This is a genomic window from Mycobacterium shunyiense, from assembly GCF_058270075.1.
In genome coordinates, this window is sequence record NZ_JBZDPU010000005.1 from 123,820 (window position 1) to 140,879 (window position 17,060).

Consider the following 17,060-nt stretch of genomic DNA (forward strand, 5'->3'; position numbering starts at 1 on the left):
TCGGTCAGTCCGGACAGGATTACTTCGACTTCAGCATGTTGCGCAGCACGTACTGCAGGATGCCGCCGTTGCGGTAGTAGTCGGCCTCGCCGGGGGTGTCGATGCGGACCACGGCGTCGAACTCCACCTTGGAACCATCCTCTTTGGTGGCGGTGACCTTGACCGTCTTCGGCGTCTTGCCCTCGTTGAGCGCCTCGATGCCGGTGATGTCGTAGGTCTCGGTGCCGTCGAGCTTGAGGCTCGCCGCGGACTCGCCGGCCGGGAACTGCAGCGGGATCACACCCATACCGATCAGGTTCGACCGGTGGATGCGCTCGAAGGACTCGGTGATGACGGCCTTGACGCCCAGCAGCACCGTGCCCTTGGCCGCCCAGTCACGCGAGGATCCCGAACCGTACTCCTTGCCGCCCAGGACCACCAGCGGGATGCCGGCTTCCTTGTAGTTGACCGAGGCGTCGTAGATGAACGACTGCGGCCCACCCGGCTGGGTGAAGTCACGGGTGTAGCCACCGGAGACGTCGTCGAGCAGCTGGTTGCGCAGTCGGATGTTGGCGAACGTGCCGCGGATCATCACCTCGTGGTTGCCGCGACGCGACCCCAGCGAGTTGTAATCCTTGCGCTCAACGCCGTTGGCATCGAGGTACTGCGCGGCCGGGGTGCCCGGCTTGATCGAACCTGCCGGGCTGATGTGGTCGGTGGTCACCGAATCGCCAAGCAGGGCAAGGACTCTGGCGCCCTTGATGTCGCCGACCGGCTCCGGCTCGGCGGGCATGCCGTCGAAGTACGGCGCCTTGCGCACGTAGGTGGAGGCGTCGTCCCACTCGAAGATGTTGCCTTCGGGGGTGGAGAGCGAACGCCAGCGGTCGTCGCCCTTGAACACGTCGGCATAGGAGTCCGTGAACATCTCCCGGTTGATCGAGGACGCGATGGTCTCCTCGATTTCTTGGGCAGATGGCCAAATATCCTTGAGGAAGACGTCGTTACCGTTCTGATCCTGGCCCAGCGGGTCGGTCTCGAAGTCGAAGTCCATGGTTCCCGCGATGCCGTATGCGATGACCAGCGGCGGGGAGGCCAGGTAGTTCATCTTGACGTCGGGGGAGATGCGGCCCTCGAAATTGCGGTTACCCGAGAGCACCGCGGTCACCGACAGGTCGTTGTCGTTGATGGCCTTGGAGATCTCGTCGGGCAGCGGGCCGGTGTTGCCGATGCAGGTGGTGCAGCCGTAGCCGCCCAGGTAGTAGCCCAGCTTCTCCAGGTACGGCCACAGGCCGGCCTTGTTGTAGTAGTCGGTGACGACCTGGCTGCCCGGCGCCATGTTGGTCTTGACCCACGGCTTGCTGGTCAGGCCCTTCTCGACGGCCTTCTTCGCGAGCAGCGCGGCGCCGATCATGACCGACGGGTTGGAAGTGTTGGTGCAGGACGTGATGCCCGCGACGACAACCGCGCCGTGGTCGAGCACGAATTCACCGCGCTCGTCGGAGCGCACGGTGATCGGCTTGGTCGGTCGGCCCTCGGAGCCGTTGGCGGCAGACGGGCGGACGTCCACGGCGCCGTCGTCGGCGAAGGTCAGCTTGGCCGGATCCGAGGCCGGGAAGGACTCCTCGATCGCCTCGTCGAGCTGGGTGTGCTCGACGGGCAGGTTCTCCTCGACGTAGTTGTGGATGTCCTTGCGGAACGCGTTCTTGGCGTCCGACAGCTCGATGCGGTCCTGCGGACGCTTCGGGCCGGAGATCGAGGGCACCACGGTCGACAGGTCAAGCTCGAGGTACTCGGAGAACACCGGCTCCCGGTCAGGGTTGTGCCACATGCCCTGCGTCTTGGCATAGGCCTCGACGAGTGCCAGCTGCTCCTCGGTACGCCCGGTCAGCCGCAGGTAGTTGATGGTCTCGTCGTCGATCGGGAAGATCGCTGCGGTGGAACCGAACTCCGGGCTCATGTTGCCCAGGGTGGCGCGGTTGGCCAGCGGCACCTCGGCCACGCCCTTGCCGTAGAACTCGACGAACTTGCCGACCACGCCGTGCTTGCGCAGCATGTCGGTGACGGTGAGCACGACGTCCGTGGCGGTCACACCGGGCTTGATCTCACCGGTCAGCTTGAAGCCGACGACGCGGGGGATGAGCATCGATACGGGCTGGCCCAGCATGGCGGCCTCGGCCTCGATGCCGCCGACGCCCCAACCCAGCACGCCCAGGCCGTTCTCCATGGTGGTGTGGCTGTCGGTGCCCACACAGGTGTCCGGGTACGCGACGCCATTGCGGGTCATCACGACGCGGGCCAGGTACTCGATGTTGACCTGGTGCACGATGCCGGTGCCCGGCGGGACGACCTTGAAGTCGTCGAACGCGCCCTGGCCCCAGCGCAGGAACTGGTAGCGCTCGGAGTTGCGCTCGTATTCGAGTTCGACGTTGCGCTCGAAGGCGCCGGCGTTGCCGAACACGTCGAGGATGACGGAGTGGTCGATGACCATCTCGGCGGGGGACAGCGGGTTGACCTTGTTCGGATCACCGCCGAGGGCGGCCACGGCCTCGCGCATGGTGGCGAGGTCGACGATGCACGGCACGCCGGTGAAGTCCTGCATCAGCACGCGGGCCGGGGTGAACTGGATCTCGACGCTCGGCTCGGCCGAGGGATCCCAGTTGGCGATGGCCTCGATGTGGTCTTTGGTGATGTTGGCGCCGTCCTCGGTGCGCAACAGGTTCTCCGCAAGCACCTTGAGGCTGTACGGGAGCTTTTCGGTACCGGGTACCGCGTCCAGTCGGTAGATTTCGTAGTTCTGGTCCCCGACAGTCAATGTGTCGCGGGCACCAAATGAGTTAAGGGACGAATTTTCCGTATTCTCGCTGCTCACATCAACTCCCGGCTCGATCTCGCCGCGACGGGCTGTGTCGGCGGCGTCCTGATCCTAACAGTACGCTTGTCCTGCAATGGCCAGCGGGCCGGGGTCCAGTCTTCCCTTGTCGCGTTCGCGTTGCTACCCGGTCGGTTGGATCCGTCTGAGATCCCTCCGCGGTACCGATGCGATGACGATTCCCGTGTCGCCTCGCTGGGGTCGGTGGACGCCGCGTACCGTGCCTGACGTGACCGGACCCCATGTCATCCCGTTCCTGCCGGCCTACATTCCGGTCGAGGTGTGCGACACCGTAGGGCTCGATGCGGCGCAACCCGACGGGGTGGCCAAGTGCATGGCGACTGTGCAGGCCGACGTTCGCGATGACGGGGTGAGTGCCCCCGCCGCCGACGTCGACGGTCTTCGTCAGGTCGTCAGCGACGCCAGGCAGGAAGGTATCGACCTCAAGATCGTCGTGCTGCCGAGCAACCCGGGGATCGACACGCCGTTGCGTGACATCGCCACCGAGGTCGGGCAGGCGAATCCGGGCGCGACCGTGCTGGCACTGAGTCCGTCGTTCGCGGGTACCTACAGCCCGACGATCGATCGGGTGACTTTGGAGGCGGGTCAGGACGTGGCCAAGACCGGTAATCCGGTGTTGTCTGCGAAGAATTTCGTCGGCGAGATTTCCACCCCGGATTTCCCGTGGACGGCACTCGCGATCGTGTTGGTTCTCGGTGTTGCCGGGGCGGCCGCTCTCACTCGGGTTCTGCAGCGCCGCAGCAAACAATTGGCCGGGTCAGAGGCGTCTGCAGCCTCCTCGGACTAGGTGTCGATCCGGTCTCGGAAATCCCTCGAACATTAGTTCGGGATAACGTCCAATATCACTAATTGGTCACACTATTCGCAATTACAAACTTGTAATTTGTGACTAAAGTTTCTTTGGCTTCAGATGTGACGTACGGTGCAATCGGTAGCCATTGTTGTAGTTGTGCTTCATGTGACTTCTGTTGCAATGGCCCCGAGCAAACGTCGGTACGCCGTCGTTGAGCCATAGGAGACTTGAGTCGAATGAGACGCACCGCTGGCGCCTCTGCGTCCCGGCTGTACGGCCGTTTCTTGGCCGTGCCGGTGACCGCCGGGATGCTGTTGGCCACGGCCATGACGGGAGGTGTTACGGCCGCCGCCGAGCCGGGGGCCCCCGATCAGGTCGCAACGCTCGTCGCCGCGGTGGCCAACGCCGACCAGAAGCTGCAGGAGCTGGGCGCGGCCATCCAGACTCAGCAGGAAGCCGTCAACAAGGCGATCGTCGAGGTGCAGGACGCCCGTGACGCGGCCGCGACGGCGCAGCAGGAGGTCGATGCCAGCCAGCAGGGCATCGACGACGCCAACACCGCCATCAGTGAGGCGCAGAAGCGCTTCGACACCTTCGCCGCGGCCACCTATGTCAGTGGCCCCTCCGGCTCGTACCTGACCTCCTCCGATCCGGGCGACATCGTCAGCGCCGCCGCCACCGGTCAGACCCTGGCCGTCAGCAGCGACAAGGTGATCGCCGACCTGCAGCGCGCCCGCACCGAACAGGTCAACCGACAGTCGGCCGCGCGCCTGGCCAAGCAGAACGCCGACCAGGCCACGGCCAACGCCCAGACGAGTCAGGACACCGCGGTCGCGGCACTACAACAGGCGCAGCAGACGTTCAGCTCGCAGCAAGGTGAGTTGCAGCGGTTGACCGCCGAACGTGCCTCCGCCCAAGCCGAACTCGCCCAGGTGCACAAGGCGTCGGCCCCGGCCACACCGGCGCAGGGACCCGCACCCCAGGCCGCGGCGGACAACTGGGATCGTGCCCCGGGCGCGCCCGTGCAGCGCGGCCAGAACTGGGACACCGCATGGGATCCCACGCTGCCGGCGATCCCCAGCGCGTTCGTCAGCGGTGACCCGGTCGCGATCATCAACACCATCCTCGGCATCTCGTCGACGTCGGCGCAGGTGACGCAGAACATGGGTCGCCAGTTCCTGCAGAAGCTGGGCATCCTGCCGACGCCGACCGGCTACACCAACGGCGCGATCCCGCGCGTATACGGCCGGCAGGCATCCGAATACGTGATCCAGCGGGCGGGTTCGCAAATGGGCGTTCCCTACTCCTGGGGCGGCGGCAACGCGGCCGGTCCGAGTCGCGGCATCGATTCGGGGGCCAACACCGTCGGATTCGACTGCTCGGGCCTGATCCTCTACGCGTTCGCCGGCGTCGGGATCAAGTTGCCCCATTACTCCGGCTCCCAGTACAACGCCGGCCGCAAGATCCCGTCGTCGCAGATGCGCCGTGGTGACGTGATCTTCTACGGCCCCGGTGGCAGCCAGCACGTGACGCTCTATCTCGGAAACGGCCAGATGCTCGAAGCGCCCTACACGGGTTCGGAGGTCAAGGTCTCTCCGGTCCGCACCAGCGGCATGACCCCGTACGTCGTCCGCTACATCGAATACTGATGGGAATACATTGCGCTCCTTCGTCTTACGGTGCCTGATCCTGATCGCCGCAATCGCGTTCGCGGCGATCAGTCTCGTGTCGCCGGCCAACGCTGCGCCAGACGACGGCCAATGGGATCCGACCTTGCCGAAAATCGTCAGCTCGGGCGCGCCGGGGGATCCGGTGGCCATCGCCAACGCCTCATTCCAGGTCAGCCAGATCGCGCTCCAGACCACACAGAACCTTGGCTCGCAGTTCCTGCAGACCATCGGTCTGGCGCCCAAGCAGGCCGCCTCGACATTCCCCGGCGGCCGGGTACGCGGGCCCCAAGCCATCGAATACGCGATCCGAAGGGGCGGCACCCAGATGGGCGTGCCGTACTCCTGGGGCGGCGGCACGCTCACCGGGCCGGGGCCGGGGGTGGACTACGACGCGGGCAAGATGGGTTTCGATTGCTCGGGCCTGACCAGGTACGCGTTCGCCGGTGTGGGCGTGCAGATTCCCAAGTACTCCGGAGACCAGTACAACACCGGCCGCAAGGTGCCGGTCGCCCAGGCAAAGCGCGGTGACCTCCTGTTCTGGGGTCCCGGCGGTAGCCAGCACGTGGCGATGTACCTCGGTGGCGGCAAGATGCTGGAGGCGTCGGGCAGTGCGGAGAAAGTGACCGTGAGTCCCGTTCGCATGTCAGGCATCCAGCCGTACGCGGCCCGCATCATCGAATCCTGAGGGGAACCTGAACTCTTCCGGGCAGCGTCGACGGATCTCGAAGTGCCTGGAATAGTTGACGGCGGGCACCCGATTGCCCGATGAGCAACCAGCACGACCAGCGTTTTTTTGTAGTCGAACACCGTGGGAGGAAGTTGATGACGTCACCGAGTGGACCGCCGCAGGGCGCCGGAGGTTATCCCGGTTCGAGCCCGGCGCCGGGCTTTCCGCCCGGGTCGGCCGGCTCCCACGCCGCGCCGGCCGCCCCGCAGGCCACGACCAACGGCAGCCTGCAGGCCGAGGTGCACACCCTGGAACGCGCCATCTTCGAGGTCAAGCGGATCATCGTCGGTCAGGACCAGCTCGTCGAGCGGATGCTCGTCGGTCTGCTCGCCAAGGGCCACGTGCTGCTCGAAGGTGTGCCCGGCGTGGCCAAGACGCTGGCCGTCGAGACGTTCGCCAAGGTGGTCGGCGGCACATTCGCCCGCATCCAGTTCACCCCTGACCTGGTGCCCACCGACATCATCGGTACCCGCATCTACCGGCAGGGCAAGGAAGACTTCGACATCGAGCTCGGCCCGGTGGTCGTCAACTTCCTGCTCGCCGACGAGATCAACCGTGCGCCGGCGAAGGTGCAGTCCGCACTGCTCGAGGTGATGGCCGAGCGCAAGATCTCCATCGGCGGCAAGACCTTCCCACTGCCCAGCCCGTTCCTGGTGATGGCCACCCAGAACCCGATCGAGCAGGAAGGCGTCTACGCGCTCCCGGAAGCCCAGCGTGACCGCTTCCTGTTCAAGCTCAACGTCGACTACCCGTCGCCGGAGGAAGAGCGCGAGATCATCTACCGGATGGGTGTGAAGCCCCCGGAGCCCAAGCAGATCCTCGACACCGGCGACCTGCTGCGGCTGCAGGAACTCGCGGCCAACACGTTCGTGCACCATGCGCTCGTCGATTACGTGGTGCGGATCGTCACCGCGACCCGCGAGCCGGAGAAGTTCGGCATGCCCGACGCCAAGGCCTGGATCGCCTACGGTGCCTCGCCCCGTGCGTCGCTGGGCATCATCTCGGCGGCCCGCGCGCTGGCGTTGGTGCGCGGCCGTGACTACGTCATCCCGCAGGATGTCGTCGAGGTGATCCCGGATGTGCTGCGCCACCGCCTGGTGCTGACCTACGACGCGCTGGCCGACGAGGTGTCTGCGGAGACCGTGGTCAACCGGATCCTGCAGACCGTCGCCCTGCCGCAGGTCAATGCGCTTCCGCAGCAAGGACATTCGGTTGCGCCCGCCGTACCTGCCGCGGCTGGCGCGGCGGGTGGTCGGTGACCACTTCGCGACGCACCGTCGACCTGCCGTCTCTGAAGCGCGGGGAGATTCGCGACCCCGCACTGACGGCGGCGTTGCGCAAGCTTGAGCTGACGGTGCGGCGCAAGCTTGACGGAGTCCTGCACGGCGACCACCTCGGTCTGATCCCGGGGCCGGGATCAGAGCCGGGGGACTCGCGGATCTACCAGCCCGGCGACGACGTGCGCCGGATGGACTGGTCTGTCACGGCGCGGACGATGACGCCACACGTGCGGCAGATGATCGCCGACCGCGAGCTGGAGACCTGGCTGGTGGTCGACATGTCGGCCAGCCTGGACTTCGGCACCACCGGTTGCGAGAAGCGCGACCTCGCCGTGGCGGCTGCCGCGGCGATCGCGTTCCTCAACAGCGGAGGCGGTAATCGGATCGGCGCGGTCATCGCCAACGGTGACACGGTGCGGCGGGTGCCCGCGCTGAGCGGGCGGGTGCACGAGCAGGAGCTGTTGCGGGCGATCGCCACCACGCCGAAGGCCCCGACCGGGGTGCGGGGAGACCTGGCTGCTGCCATCGATGCGCTGCGCCGTCCCGAGCGCCGGCGCGGCATGGCGGTGATCATCAGTGACTTCCTCGGCCCGATCAACTGGATGCGCCCGTTGCGGGCCATCGCCGGTCGCCACGAGGTCCTCGGAATCGAGATCCTCGACCCGCGCGATGTCGAGCTGCCCGCGGTCGGCGATGTGGTGCTGCAGGACACCGAGACCGGTGTCACCCGTGAGTTCACGATCGACGAACAGCTTCGCAGCGACTTCGAGCGGGCCGCCGCCGCCCATCGGGAAGAGGTGGCCCGGACCTTGCGGCGTTGTGATGCACCGCTGTTGAGTCTGCGCACCGACCGGGACTGGATCGCCGACGTGGTGCGGTTCGTGGCCAACCGGAGGCGTGGCGCCCTGGCCGGCCAGCGGTAGACGAATGCTTGATGAGCAACCAACCCGAAATGACTTCTAGCACATGACTTTACCGATTCTCGGTCCGATGAGCCTGACGGGTTTCGCGCACGCCTGGTGGTTCCTGTTCCTCTTCGTGGTGCTCGGCCTGATGGCGTACTACGTCATCGTGCAGCGCGCACGCAAGCAGCGGATCCTGCGGTTCGCCAACATGGAGCTGCTCGAAAGTGTGGCGCCCAAGCAGCCGACGCGTTGGCGGCACCTGCCCGCCGCCCTGCTGGCTGCCTCGCTCGTGCTCCTGACGGTCGCGATGGCCGGCCCTACCCACGATGTGCGCATTCCGCGTAATCGCGCGGTGGTGATGCTGGTGATCGACGTGTCACAGTCGATGCGCGCCACCGACGTCGCCCCCAGCCGGCTGGCCGCCGCGCAGGAGGCCGCCAAGCAGTTCGCCGATCAGCTCACCCCGGGGATCAACCTCGGCCTGATCGCCTACGCCGGTACGGCGACGGTGCTGGTGCAGCCGACCACCAACCGTGAGGCCACCAAAAACGGTCTGGACAAGCTGCAGTTGGCCGACCGCACGGCCACGGGTGAGGGTATTTTCACCGCGTTGCAGGCGATCGCCACCGTCGGCGCGGTGATCGGCGGCGGCGACGAGAAGCCGCCCGCGCGCATCGTGCTGATGTCGGACGGCAAGGAGACGGTGCCGTCCAACCCGGACAATCCAAAGGGCGCCTATACCGCGGCGCGCACCGCCAAGGACCAGGGCGTGCCGATCTCCACCGTGTCCTTCGGTACGCCCTACGGCTACGTCGAGATCAACGACCAGCGCCAGCCGGTGCCGGTCGACGACGAGATGCTCGGCAAGATCGCCAAGCTGTCCGGCGGAGACGCGTTCACCGCGTCCAGCCTGGAACAGCTCAAGCAGGTGTTCACCTCGCTGCAGCAGCAGATCGGCTACGAGACCATCAAGGGCGATGCCAGCCTCGGCTGGCTGCGGCTTGGCGCGTTGTTGCTGGCCGTCGCCGGGGTGGCGGCGCTGCTGATCAACCGCAGACTGCCCGGTTGAGCCGCGATCGCGCCTTCCTGGACTGCGGTCCTCACCGGCGACGCGATTTTCAGACCATGCTGGTGAGGAGATAAGTTGGCGGGCATGAGTGACGCTGTTGTCTCCGAAGCCGACACCGAGACATCCACCGGCCGGCCGGCCTTCGTTCCCCGTTCCGTGCTGGTCACCGGTGGAAACCGGGGGATCGGCCTGGCGATCGCGCAGCGACTGGCCGCCGACGGACACAAGGTGGCCGTCACGCACCGTGGGTCCGGCGCACCCGACGGGCTGTTCGGCGTCGTGTGCGACGTCACCGACAACGAGGCCGTCGACCGCGCGTTCAAAGAGGTCGAGGAGCACCAGGGCCCGGTCGAGGTGCTGGTGTCCAATGCCGGCATCTCCCAGGATGCGTTCCTCATGCGGATGACCGAGGAGCGGTTCGAGAACGTCATCAACGCCAACCTCACCGGAGCATTCCGGGTGGCGCAGCGGGCGTCGCGCAGCATGCAGCGCAAGCGTTTCGGCCGCATCATCTTCATCGGCTCGGTCTCCGGCATGTGGGGCATCGGCAACCAGGCCAACTACGCGGCCGCCAAGGCCGGCCTGATCGGTATGGCGCGCTCGATCTCCCGGGAGCTGTCCAAGGCCGGCGTCACCGCCAACGTGGTGGCCCCGGGCTACATCGACACCGAGATGACCCGCGCCCTGGACGAGCGGATTCAGGCCGGTGCCCTCGAGTTCATCCCGGCCAAGCGGGTCGGCACCGCCGAAGAGGTCGCCGGCGCGGTGAGCTTCCTGGCTTCCGAGGACGCCGGCTACATCGCCGGTGCGGTCATCCCCGTCGACGGTGGCATGGGCATGGGGCACTGATCCACCTGGATCTGACCCAAACATATTGGTCTACTGAAACTTTCCCCAAGAAGGAGTCGCACTAATGGCAGGTTTGCTCGAAGGCAAGCGCATCCTCGTCACCGGGATCATCACGGACTCGTCGATCGCGTTCCACATCGCCAAGGTGGCCCAGGAGGCCGGCGCGGAGCTGGTGCTCACCGGGTTCGACCGGATGAAGCTGATCCAGCGCATCGCCGACAGACTTCCGAGTCCGGCTCCCTTGTTGGAACTCGACGTGCAGAACGAGGAGCACCTCGCGAGCCTGGCCGAGCGCGTCTCCGGTGTCATCGGTGAGGGCAACAAGCTGGATGGCGTGGTCCACTCGATCGGCTTCATGCCGCAGACCGGTATGGGTGTCAACCCGTTCTTCGACGCCCCCTACGAGGACGTCGCCAAGGGCATCCACATCTCGGCTTATTCCTATGCCTCGCTGGCCAAGGCGACTCTGCCGATCATGAACGAGGGCGGCAGCATCGTCGGCATGGACTTCGATCCGACCCGCGCGATGCCGGCCTACAACTGGATGACCGTGGCCAAGAGCGCCCTCGAGTCGGTCAACCGGTTCGTTGCTCGTGAGGCCGGACCGTTCGGTGTGCGCTCCAACCTCGTGGCGGCGGGCCCGATCCGGACCCTGGCCATGAGTGCGATCGTCGGCGGTGCGCTCGGTGCCGAAGCCGGTGACCAGATGCGGCTGCTCGAAGAGGGCTGGGATCAGCGTGCACCGGTCGGCTGGAACATGAAGGATCCGGAGCCGGTCGCCAAGACCGTGTGCGCACTGCTGTCCGACTGGCTGCCCGCCACCACCGGCACCATCGTCTACGCCGACGGCGGCGCCAGCACCCAGCTGCTCTGACCTGTATTCCGCCGCAGAGGGGACTCGAGTTGATGGAGTTTGACGCGGTCCTGCTGCTGTCTTTCGGCGGTCCGGAGGCGCCTGAGCAGGTGATGCCGTTCCTGGAGAACGTCACCCGGGGGCGTGGTATCCCGGCCGAGCGGCTGGCCGACGTCGCCGAGCACTACCTGCATTTCGGTGGGGTGTCACCGATCAACGGGATCAACCGGGCGCTGATCGAGCAGTTGCGTCTCCAGTTGCCCGGTCTGCCCATCTATTTCGGCAACCGGAACTGGGAGCCGTACGTCGAAGACACTGTTGCGGCGATGCGGGACAACGGAATCCGGCGGGCAGCGGTGTTCACCACGTCGGCCTGGGGCGGTTACTCCAGCTGCACCCAGTACGTCGAGGACATCGCCCGGGCGCGGGCCGCGGCCGGGCCCGACGCACCCGAACTGGTCAAACTGCGCCAGTACTTCGACCATCCGTTGTTGGTGGAGATGTTCGCCGACTCGATCGCGGCCGCGGCCGCCACGTTGCCGGTCGATTTACGTGACGAGGCCCGGCTGGTGTTCACCGCGCACTCGGTGCCCATCGCCGCCGACGAGCGGCACGGCCCTGCCCTCTACAGTCGGCAGGTCGGCTACGCGACGCGGCTGGTGGCCGCCGCCGCGGGCTACGACGACTACGACCAGGTCTGGCAGTCCCGGTCCGGACCGCCCCGGATCCCGTGGCTCGAACCCGATGTGGCTGATCACCTGACTGTGTTGGGCCAGAACGGAACCCGGGCGGTCATCGTCTGTCCGATCGGATTCGTCGCCGACCACATCGAGGTGGTGTGGGATCTCGACTACGAACTCCGGCTGCAGGCCGAACAGGCCGGTATCGCCTTCGCGCGGGCAAGCACCCCGAACGCCGACGAACGTTTCGCTCGGTTGGCGGCCGGGTTGATCGAGGAGCTGCGCACCGGCGCGGCGCCGCTGCGGGACGCCGGTCCAGAGCCGGTGCCTGGCTACGGGTTCAGCGTCAACGGTGCGCTGTGCTCACCGCACTGCTGTGGGACACCGACCGAAGGTTAGTCCCGCCAAGCGGATTGCAGGATCGCTTCGAGTGCGGCCAACCGCGCCGAGCGCACCACCTGTTCCAGCGGTCGCATGGCGTCGCCGGCGATCTGAACCTCGGAGGAACTCTGCAGGCCGATCGGCATCAGGCCCGAGCTCACGGTGATGATCGCCTCCACGTGGGCAGCGTTCTCCAACACGCGTAGGGCCCGGGTGGGGGCGTGGTCGGGGATGCGGTGCATCCGTCCGGCCTCGAGGATGTCCTCGACCATGCCACGGGGATCCTCGATATCTACCCCCACACCGGCCCGCAAGGTGACCAGCGTGTCGGCCGCCGAGCGCACCGCTGACCGCAACTCGTACTCGGCCTCGCCGAGATCGTGGTGCTGGGGCGGTGGCAGAACAGGCAGTGAGTACACGGTCCACGACAACGCCCTCGGCTCGGGTTCGAAGGTGGATTCGGTTTCCACGTCGTCGAATTCGAAATACTCGAACTCCGGCACCAGTCCGACGCCGTCGAGTTCGTCATGGGTCACCAGCACCGCTTCGCCCACGCTCAGTGCGTCACGCTGGAACTGCGATCCCGCGGGCAGTCCGCGGACATCGCCGGGCACCGGCAACGCCACCCTGATCGAGGGCCGGGTGCCGGACCGGCCGACGGCGGTGCGCAAGGTCTGCAGCAACGACACCGAACCCGAGTCCTCCAACTCGGGCCAGGGCAGCCCCGTACGGACGGCGGCCTGCGAGTCGTAGGCCGTCACAGAATGCATTGGTGCCCATTGAGATAACGCGTCGAGGACGTCGTCGGGCGCGGCCGCGCCGGCAAGCCAGGCGTTGGCCCACATCGAAAGAGTCGCACTTGGACACCACATGATCCTGGCAGTGTAATTGTCGGTCGCCGATCGGGTCGTATTCGCTAGGGTGGGCGTATGCCGCTTCCGCTGATCTGGCTCATCCTGGCGCTGGGTCTCGCCGGGGCAGAGGCGCTGACCGGTGACATGTTCCTGCTCATGCTGGCCGGCGGTGCACTGGCCGCGACGGGCTCGAGTTGGCTGTTCGACCTGCCACTCTGGGGTGACGGTCTGGTGTTTCTCGTGGTGTCGGTGCTTTTGCTGGTTCTGGTCCGGCCTGCGCTGCGGCGCCGTTTCGAGGCCGGCCGGGGGCTCCCCGAGCCCGTCAAGGCGCTCGAGGGCAAGTCTGCGCTGGTCTTGGACCGGGTGGGACAGCACGAGGGGCAGGTCAAGCTCGACGGCGAGGTCTGGACGGCGCGGCCGCTCGACGACAACGATGTGTACGAACCGGGTGATCACGTGACCGTTGTCAGGATCGACGGCGCCACCGCGGTGGTTTTCAAGGCGATGTAGTAGCTCCGTAAACGAGGTAGGACCTAGAGGGAGGGATCCACCATGGAAGGTGCTGTAGCCGGGCTGATCTTGCTGCTCGTGCTGGTGGTGTTCGCGATCATCATCGTGGCGAAATCAGTGGCGCTCATTCCCCAGGCCGAGGCAGCGGTGATCGAGCGGCTGGGCCGCTACAGCCGCACGGTCAGTGGCCAGTTGACGCTGCTGGTGCCGTTCATCGACCGGATCCGGGCGCGAGTGGATCTGCGTGAGCGGGTGGTGTCCTTCCCGCCGCAGCCGGTGATCACCGAGGACAACCTGACGCTCAACATCGACACCGTGGTCTATTTCCAGGTCACCAACCCGCAGGCTGCGGTGTACCAGATCAGCAACTACATCGTCGGTGTGGAACAGCTGACCACCACCACCCTGCGCAACGTCGTCGGCGGTATGACGCTGGAGCAGACGCTGACCTCACGCGACTCGATCAATGCCCAGCTGCGCGGGGTGCTGGACGAGGCCACCGGCCGTTGGGGGCTGCGCGTGGCGCGTGTCGAGCTGCGCAGCATCGATCCGCCGCCGTCGATCCAGGAGTCGATGGAAAAGCAGATGAAGGCCGACCGCGACAAGCGGGCCATGATCCTGACCGCAGAGGGCGTTCGGGAATCCTCGATCAAACAGGCCGAGGGCCAGAAGCAGTCGCAGATCCTGGCCGCCGAGGGTGCCAAGCAGGCCGCGATCCTGGCCGCCGAGGCCGACCGGCAGTCGCGGATGTTGCGCGCCCAGGGTGAACGCGCAGCCCAGTACCTGCAGGCACAGGGGCAGGCCAAGGCCATCGAGAAGACGTTCGCCGCGATCAAGGCGGGCCGGCCCACCCCGGAGATGCTGGCGTACCAGTATCTGCAGACGCTGCCCCAGATGGCGAAGGGTGAGGCGAACAAGGTCTGGCTGGTGCCCAGCGACTTCGGTTCGGCGCTGCAGGGTTTCACCAAGATGCTGGGTGCGCCCGGCGAGGACGGTGTCTTCCGGTATACGCCGCCGCCGGTCGACGAGGACCTGCCCAAGCCCGAGGACGACAGCGACGAAGTCGCCGAGTGGTTCAACACCGAGACCGATCCCGAGATCGCACGTGCCGTGGCGAAGGCCGAGGCCGAGGCCAGGGCGACGACGCCGCCCCTGGGTGCTCCGCCGGCACAGCAGCCGTTGGGGACGCCGCCGGGGATGCCGCCCAATGAACTCGAAGGTGGCGCGCACCGCGCGTAGTGGTCGCGTTCGTTGCTTGACGTCCTTGACGCAGTAGACTTGACGTAGTTGACGCGTCTGGGAGGCCGCAATGACCGATCTCGCACTGTTCGAGCGCCAGATCATGCGTTCGGTGGGGCAGAAGGTCCACGAGCGGTTGCGGCGGGCCGACGAGGCGAGCCTGGGCCCTGAGGCATTCGGCGACCCGGAGCAGATCGCCGAGGCCATGGTGGCGGCATTGCCGCTGGGGCACGTGTTCGACGAGGTCACCGGGCCGTTCTACGACACGGCAGGGTTGACGCGTTGGCTCGGCGTCACCCGCCAGGCCCTGCACCAGAAGGTGGCGCGGTACGCGATCCTGGCCTGCCCGCTCGACGATGGCGGGGTCGTGTACCCGACGTGGCAGTTTCTCGACAGCGGTGCCACGATTCCGTCTCTGCGTGACGTGCTGACGGTGCTGACCGAGGGCACCGATGACCCGTGGATGGCCGCGTTGTGGATGCGGGCACCCAGTGAGCGACTCGACGGATCCTGTCCCGCGGATTGGCTGCGCGATGGTGGGGATCCGCAAACGGTGATCGACATGGCCCGGGAGACCGCGGCGAGTTGGAGCGCATGAGCCGGCAGCGGCCCGCGCTCGGTTCACCGCCGGACGTCTCCGGGTTCCCGCGGTCCCGGCTGCGCATCGACCACCTGTTGTATCGGGCCCACACCGTGGGCAAGTCGCCGTGGTGGTTCTCCTCAGATCTGAGCGGTCGCTTCGATCTAGTCCCGCCGAACGGAACCTGTTATCTGGCAACCGATGTCATGACGGCGCTGCGCGAGCGTTTCGGCCACGATCTGGTACGGCAGGGTGTGGTCACGTTCGACGCCGCGGCCCGCACGGTGGTGTCGCGGGTGCGGGTGCCTGCGGCCCGATGGTTGGCCAACGCATGTGCGGCGCGGGCGGCTTCCTTCGTCGGGATGACCCGTGAGCTCGGTACGTGCCCGGACTATGAGCTGCCGCAGGCCTGGGCCGCGGCCTTCTTCGCCACCGGCCGCCACCGTGGAATTCGTTATCAGACCCGGTTCAGTACCGGCGCCGGCGCGAACGCGGTCGCACTGTTCGAGGATGCGGGACAACGTGATTGGGCCGTCGATCCGTCACCGACCGGCGGCGTGCAGGCGTGCGTGACCGTCGGCATCATGGTCGCGCACCGACCCACCCGGCGTCAGGTGCGTATCCAACCGCCACCCGGCTGAGGGGCACGTCTGTCAGTGGCGAGGCTGCAACCGTAGTTCCACCATCGGCAGCGGTGCATTGGTATCGGTGATCGGTTGGCCCAGCGTCTCTTCCAGAACGAGCTTGAACTGCCCCCACGTCTTCGGATGCTCTGTGCGGTAATCGGCCAGCGCCTGGTCGACAGCCTGCTGGTCCAGCACATGAGCGGTAGCGGCAGCCGGACGGTGACTGCCGAGCCACACCCGGACCTGCGGATTTGCAACAACATTGCGGAACCACTGGGCCTTTGTGCCGAACCCTGACGCCACGACGATGGTGTCCGGACTCGGCCGGCCCACCACTTCGAGCACGACATAGCGGTGCGCGCCCGAGGTGCGACCGACGTGTTCGAGCATCAACATCCTCGAGCCGAACAGTGCCCCGGCGCGCATCCGGTAGAGCCAGATCGGAGCACGCACCAGCCGGCGGTTGCGCAGGAGTCGGGCGCCGAGATCAGGGATTGTGGCCATGGGTTGTCTCCTCCTCGTCTCTTTTCGCTGCTCAGGACTTCAGACCGTCGCGGTAGATTGCGAAAACTTCTGTCGCCCAGCGCTTCATCCCGGCAGCGGAGAGCGGGTCGACGCCGAGCGTCTCGGTGATGCGCGTCCGCAGCGTCAGCACCGCGAGGTCGTTGACCATCAGAACTGCAGCCCGCACTGCGGGGTCTTCGCCGGGACTTGCCACACCCGCTGCGACCATGCCGTCCAGCGCGGTCCTGCTGATGCCGTAGAGCCGTTGAAACACTGCCGATCCGACCGCGCCACCCGTCGTCAGCAGGCGGCTCAGGTAGGCCGGCACAGGAGAGTCCGGGGGGAGGTGGGTGGCGAGACTCTCCAGCATCGTCGGCACCGCCGACGGTCCGAGGCCATCCTGTGCGGTCCGTTCGGTGACCTGCGTCAGCACCGCTTCGAGGCTGCGTACAGCGTGCTCGTCGACCGCCGCCACGAGTCCATCCTTGGAGCCGTAGTGCCGGACCAGGAGCGCCGGGGAAACGTCGGCAGCGGAAGCGATGTCGCGCATCGTCACCGCGTCGGCGCCGCGTTCGGCGAACAGTCGCAACGCCTCGTCACGAATCCGGGCCCGCGCGGTTCGATCGTCAGATGGTGAACCCACGTTTACTATTGTAAACAAATGTTTAGTA

17 protein-coding genes are annotated in these 17,060 nt (G+C 66.6%); 13 read left to right on the top strand and 4 right to left on the bottom strand.

The window, feature by feature from the left end; translation table 11 throughout:
- Positions 1-19: 19 nt before the first annotated feature.
- Positions 20-2,848 (bottom strand): aconitate hydratase AcnA, encoded by a 2,829-nt coding sequence (acnA, locus tag AC4ELH_RS03110; protein WP_448447771.1) that lies wholly within the window; start codon positions 2,846-2,848, stop codon positions 20-22.
- A gap of 229 nt (positions 2,849-3,077) precedes the next feature.
- Here acnA and AC4ELH_RS03115 point away from each other — a divergent pair, with 229 nt between their 5' ends.
- The 9 genes from AC4ELH_RS03115 to AC4ELH_RS03155 all read left to right on the top strand — a co-directional run bounded on the left by AC4ELH_RS03115 (position 3,078) and on the right by AC4ELH_RS03155 (position 12,094).
- Positions 3,078-3,656, top strand: a complete 579-nt coding sequence (locus tag AC4ELH_RS03115) for an Rv1476 family membrane protein (protein ID WP_448447769.1) — start codon at positions 3,078-3,080, stop codon at positions 3,654-3,656.
- Positions 3,657-3,898: 242 nt separating this feature from the next.
- Positions 3,899-5,311 carry an NlpC/P60 family peptidoglycan endopeptidase RipA gene (gene ripA / locus AC4ELH_RS03120; protein ID WP_448447767.1) on the top strand — a complete coding sequence of 471 codons (1,413 nt, stop codon included), beginning with the start codon at positions 3,899-3,901 and terminating at the stop codon, positions 5,309-5,311.
- A 10-nt stretch (positions 5,312-5,321) separates the two neighbouring features.
- On the top strand, positions 5,322-6,017 hold the full coding sequence (gene ripB / locus AC4ELH_RS03125) for an NlpC/P60 family peptidoglycan endopeptidase RipB (RefSeq protein ID WP_064883560.1): 696 nt from the start codon (positions 5,322-5,324) through the stop codon (positions 6,015-6,017).
- A gap of 137 nt (positions 6,018-6,154) precedes the next feature.
- Positions 6,155-7,318 carry a chaperone MoxR1 gene (gene moxR1, locus AC4ELH_RS03130; protein WP_064883558.1) on the top strand — a complete coding sequence of 388 codons (1,164 nt, stop codon included), beginning with the start codon at positions 6,155-6,157 and terminating at the stop codon, positions 7,316-7,318.
- A complete protein-coding gene (locus AC4ELH_RS03135) occupies positions 7,315-8,262 on the top strand; it encodes a DUF58 domain-containing protein (protein ID WP_055113761.1) in 948 nt (315 codons plus the stop codon). The genes moxR1 and AC4ELH_RS03135 overlap by 4 nt, the downstream gene beginning before the upstream one ends.
- A 43-nt stretch (positions 8,263-8,305) precedes the next feature.
- On the top strand, positions 8,306-9,313 hold the full coding sequence (locus AC4ELH_RS03140) for a VWA domain-containing protein (RefSeq protein ID WP_064958601.1): 1,008 nt from the start codon (positions 8,306-8,308) through the stop codon (positions 9,311-9,313).
- Between the two features lie 84 nt (positions 9,314-9,397).
- Positions 9,398-10,162, top strand: coding sequence for a 3-oxoacyl-ACP reductase FabG1 (fabG1, locus tag AC4ELH_RS03145; protein ID WP_064883556.1), 765 nt, complete (start codon positions 9,398-9,400; stop codon positions 10,160-10,162).
- 64 nt (positions 10,163-10,226) lie between these two features.
- Positions 10,227-11,036 carry an NADH-dependent enoyl-ACP reductase InhA gene (gene inhA / locus AC4ELH_RS03150; RefSeq protein WP_064958603.1) on the top strand — a complete coding sequence of 270 codons (810 nt, stop codon included), beginning with the start codon at positions 10,227-10,229 and terminating at the stop codon, positions 11,034-11,036.
- Positions 11,037-11,068: 32 nt separating this feature from the next.
- The gene (locus AC4ELH_RS03155) at positions 11,069-12,094 is read left to right on the top strand and encodes a ferrochelatase (protein WP_498883221.1); all 1,026 of its coding nucleotides are present in this window, start codon (positions 11,069-11,071) and stop codon (positions 12,092-12,094) included.
- On the opposite strand, the gene AC4ELH_RS03160 is transcribed toward AC4ELH_RS03155, so the two are convergent.
- Entirely contained in the window at positions 12,091-12,948 is an 858-nt protein-coding gene (locus AC4ELH_RS03160; protein ID WP_498883222.1) for an Rv1486c family protein, read from the bottom strand. The genes AC4ELH_RS03155 and AC4ELH_RS03160 overlap by 4 nt on opposite strands.
- A 57-nt stretch (positions 12,949-13,005) precedes the next feature.
- Here AC4ELH_RS03160 and AC4ELH_RS03165 point away from each other — a divergent pair, with 57 nt between their 5' ends.
- The 4 genes from AC4ELH_RS03165 (at position 13,006) to AC4ELH_RS03180 (ending at position 15,900) form a co-directional block, all read left to right on the top strand.
- Positions 13,006-13,440 carry an NfeD family protein gene (locus tag AC4ELH_RS03165; protein WP_064883547.1) on the top strand — a complete coding sequence of 145 codons (435 nt, stop codon included), beginning with the start codon at positions 13,006-13,008 and terminating at the stop codon, positions 13,438-13,440.
- 42 nt (positions 13,441-13,482) lie between these two features.
- The gene (locus AC4ELH_RS03170) at positions 13,483-14,679 is read left to right on the top strand and encodes an SPFH domain-containing protein (protein WP_064883545.1); all 1,197 of its coding nucleotides are present in this window, start codon (positions 13,483-13,485) and stop codon (positions 14,677-14,679) included.
- Positions 14,680-14,749: 70 nt separating this feature from the next.
- Positions 14,750-15,277 carry a hypothetical protein gene (locus AC4ELH_RS03175; protein ID WP_448447759.1) on the top strand — a complete coding sequence of 176 codons (528 nt, stop codon included), beginning with the start codon at positions 14,750-14,752 and terminating at the stop codon, positions 15,275-15,277.
- Complete coding sequence (locus tag AC4ELH_RS03180) at positions 15,274-15,900, top strand: RES domain-containing protein (RefSeq protein ID WP_498883223.1); 627 nt, start codon at positions 15,274-15,276, stop codon at positions 15,898-15,900. The genes AC4ELH_RS03175 and AC4ELH_RS03180 overlap by 4 nt, the downstream gene beginning before the upstream one ends.
- Positions 15,901-15,912: 12 nt before the next feature.
- Here AC4ELH_RS03180 and AC4ELH_RS03185 read toward each other — a convergent pair whose 3' ends face one another.
- Entirely contained in the window at positions 15,913-16,389 is a 477-nt protein-coding gene (locus tag AC4ELH_RS03185) for a nitroreductase family deazaflavin-dependent oxidoreductase (RefSeq protein ID WP_498883224.1), read from the bottom strand.
- A 31-nt stretch (positions 16,390-16,420) separates the two neighbouring features.
- Positions 16,421-17,032, bottom strand: a complete 612-nt coding sequence (locus tag AC4ELH_RS03190) for a TetR/AcrR family transcriptional regulator (protein WP_498883225.1) — start codon at positions 17,030-17,032, stop codon at positions 16,421-16,423.
- Positions 17,033-17,060: the final 28 nt, after the last annotated feature.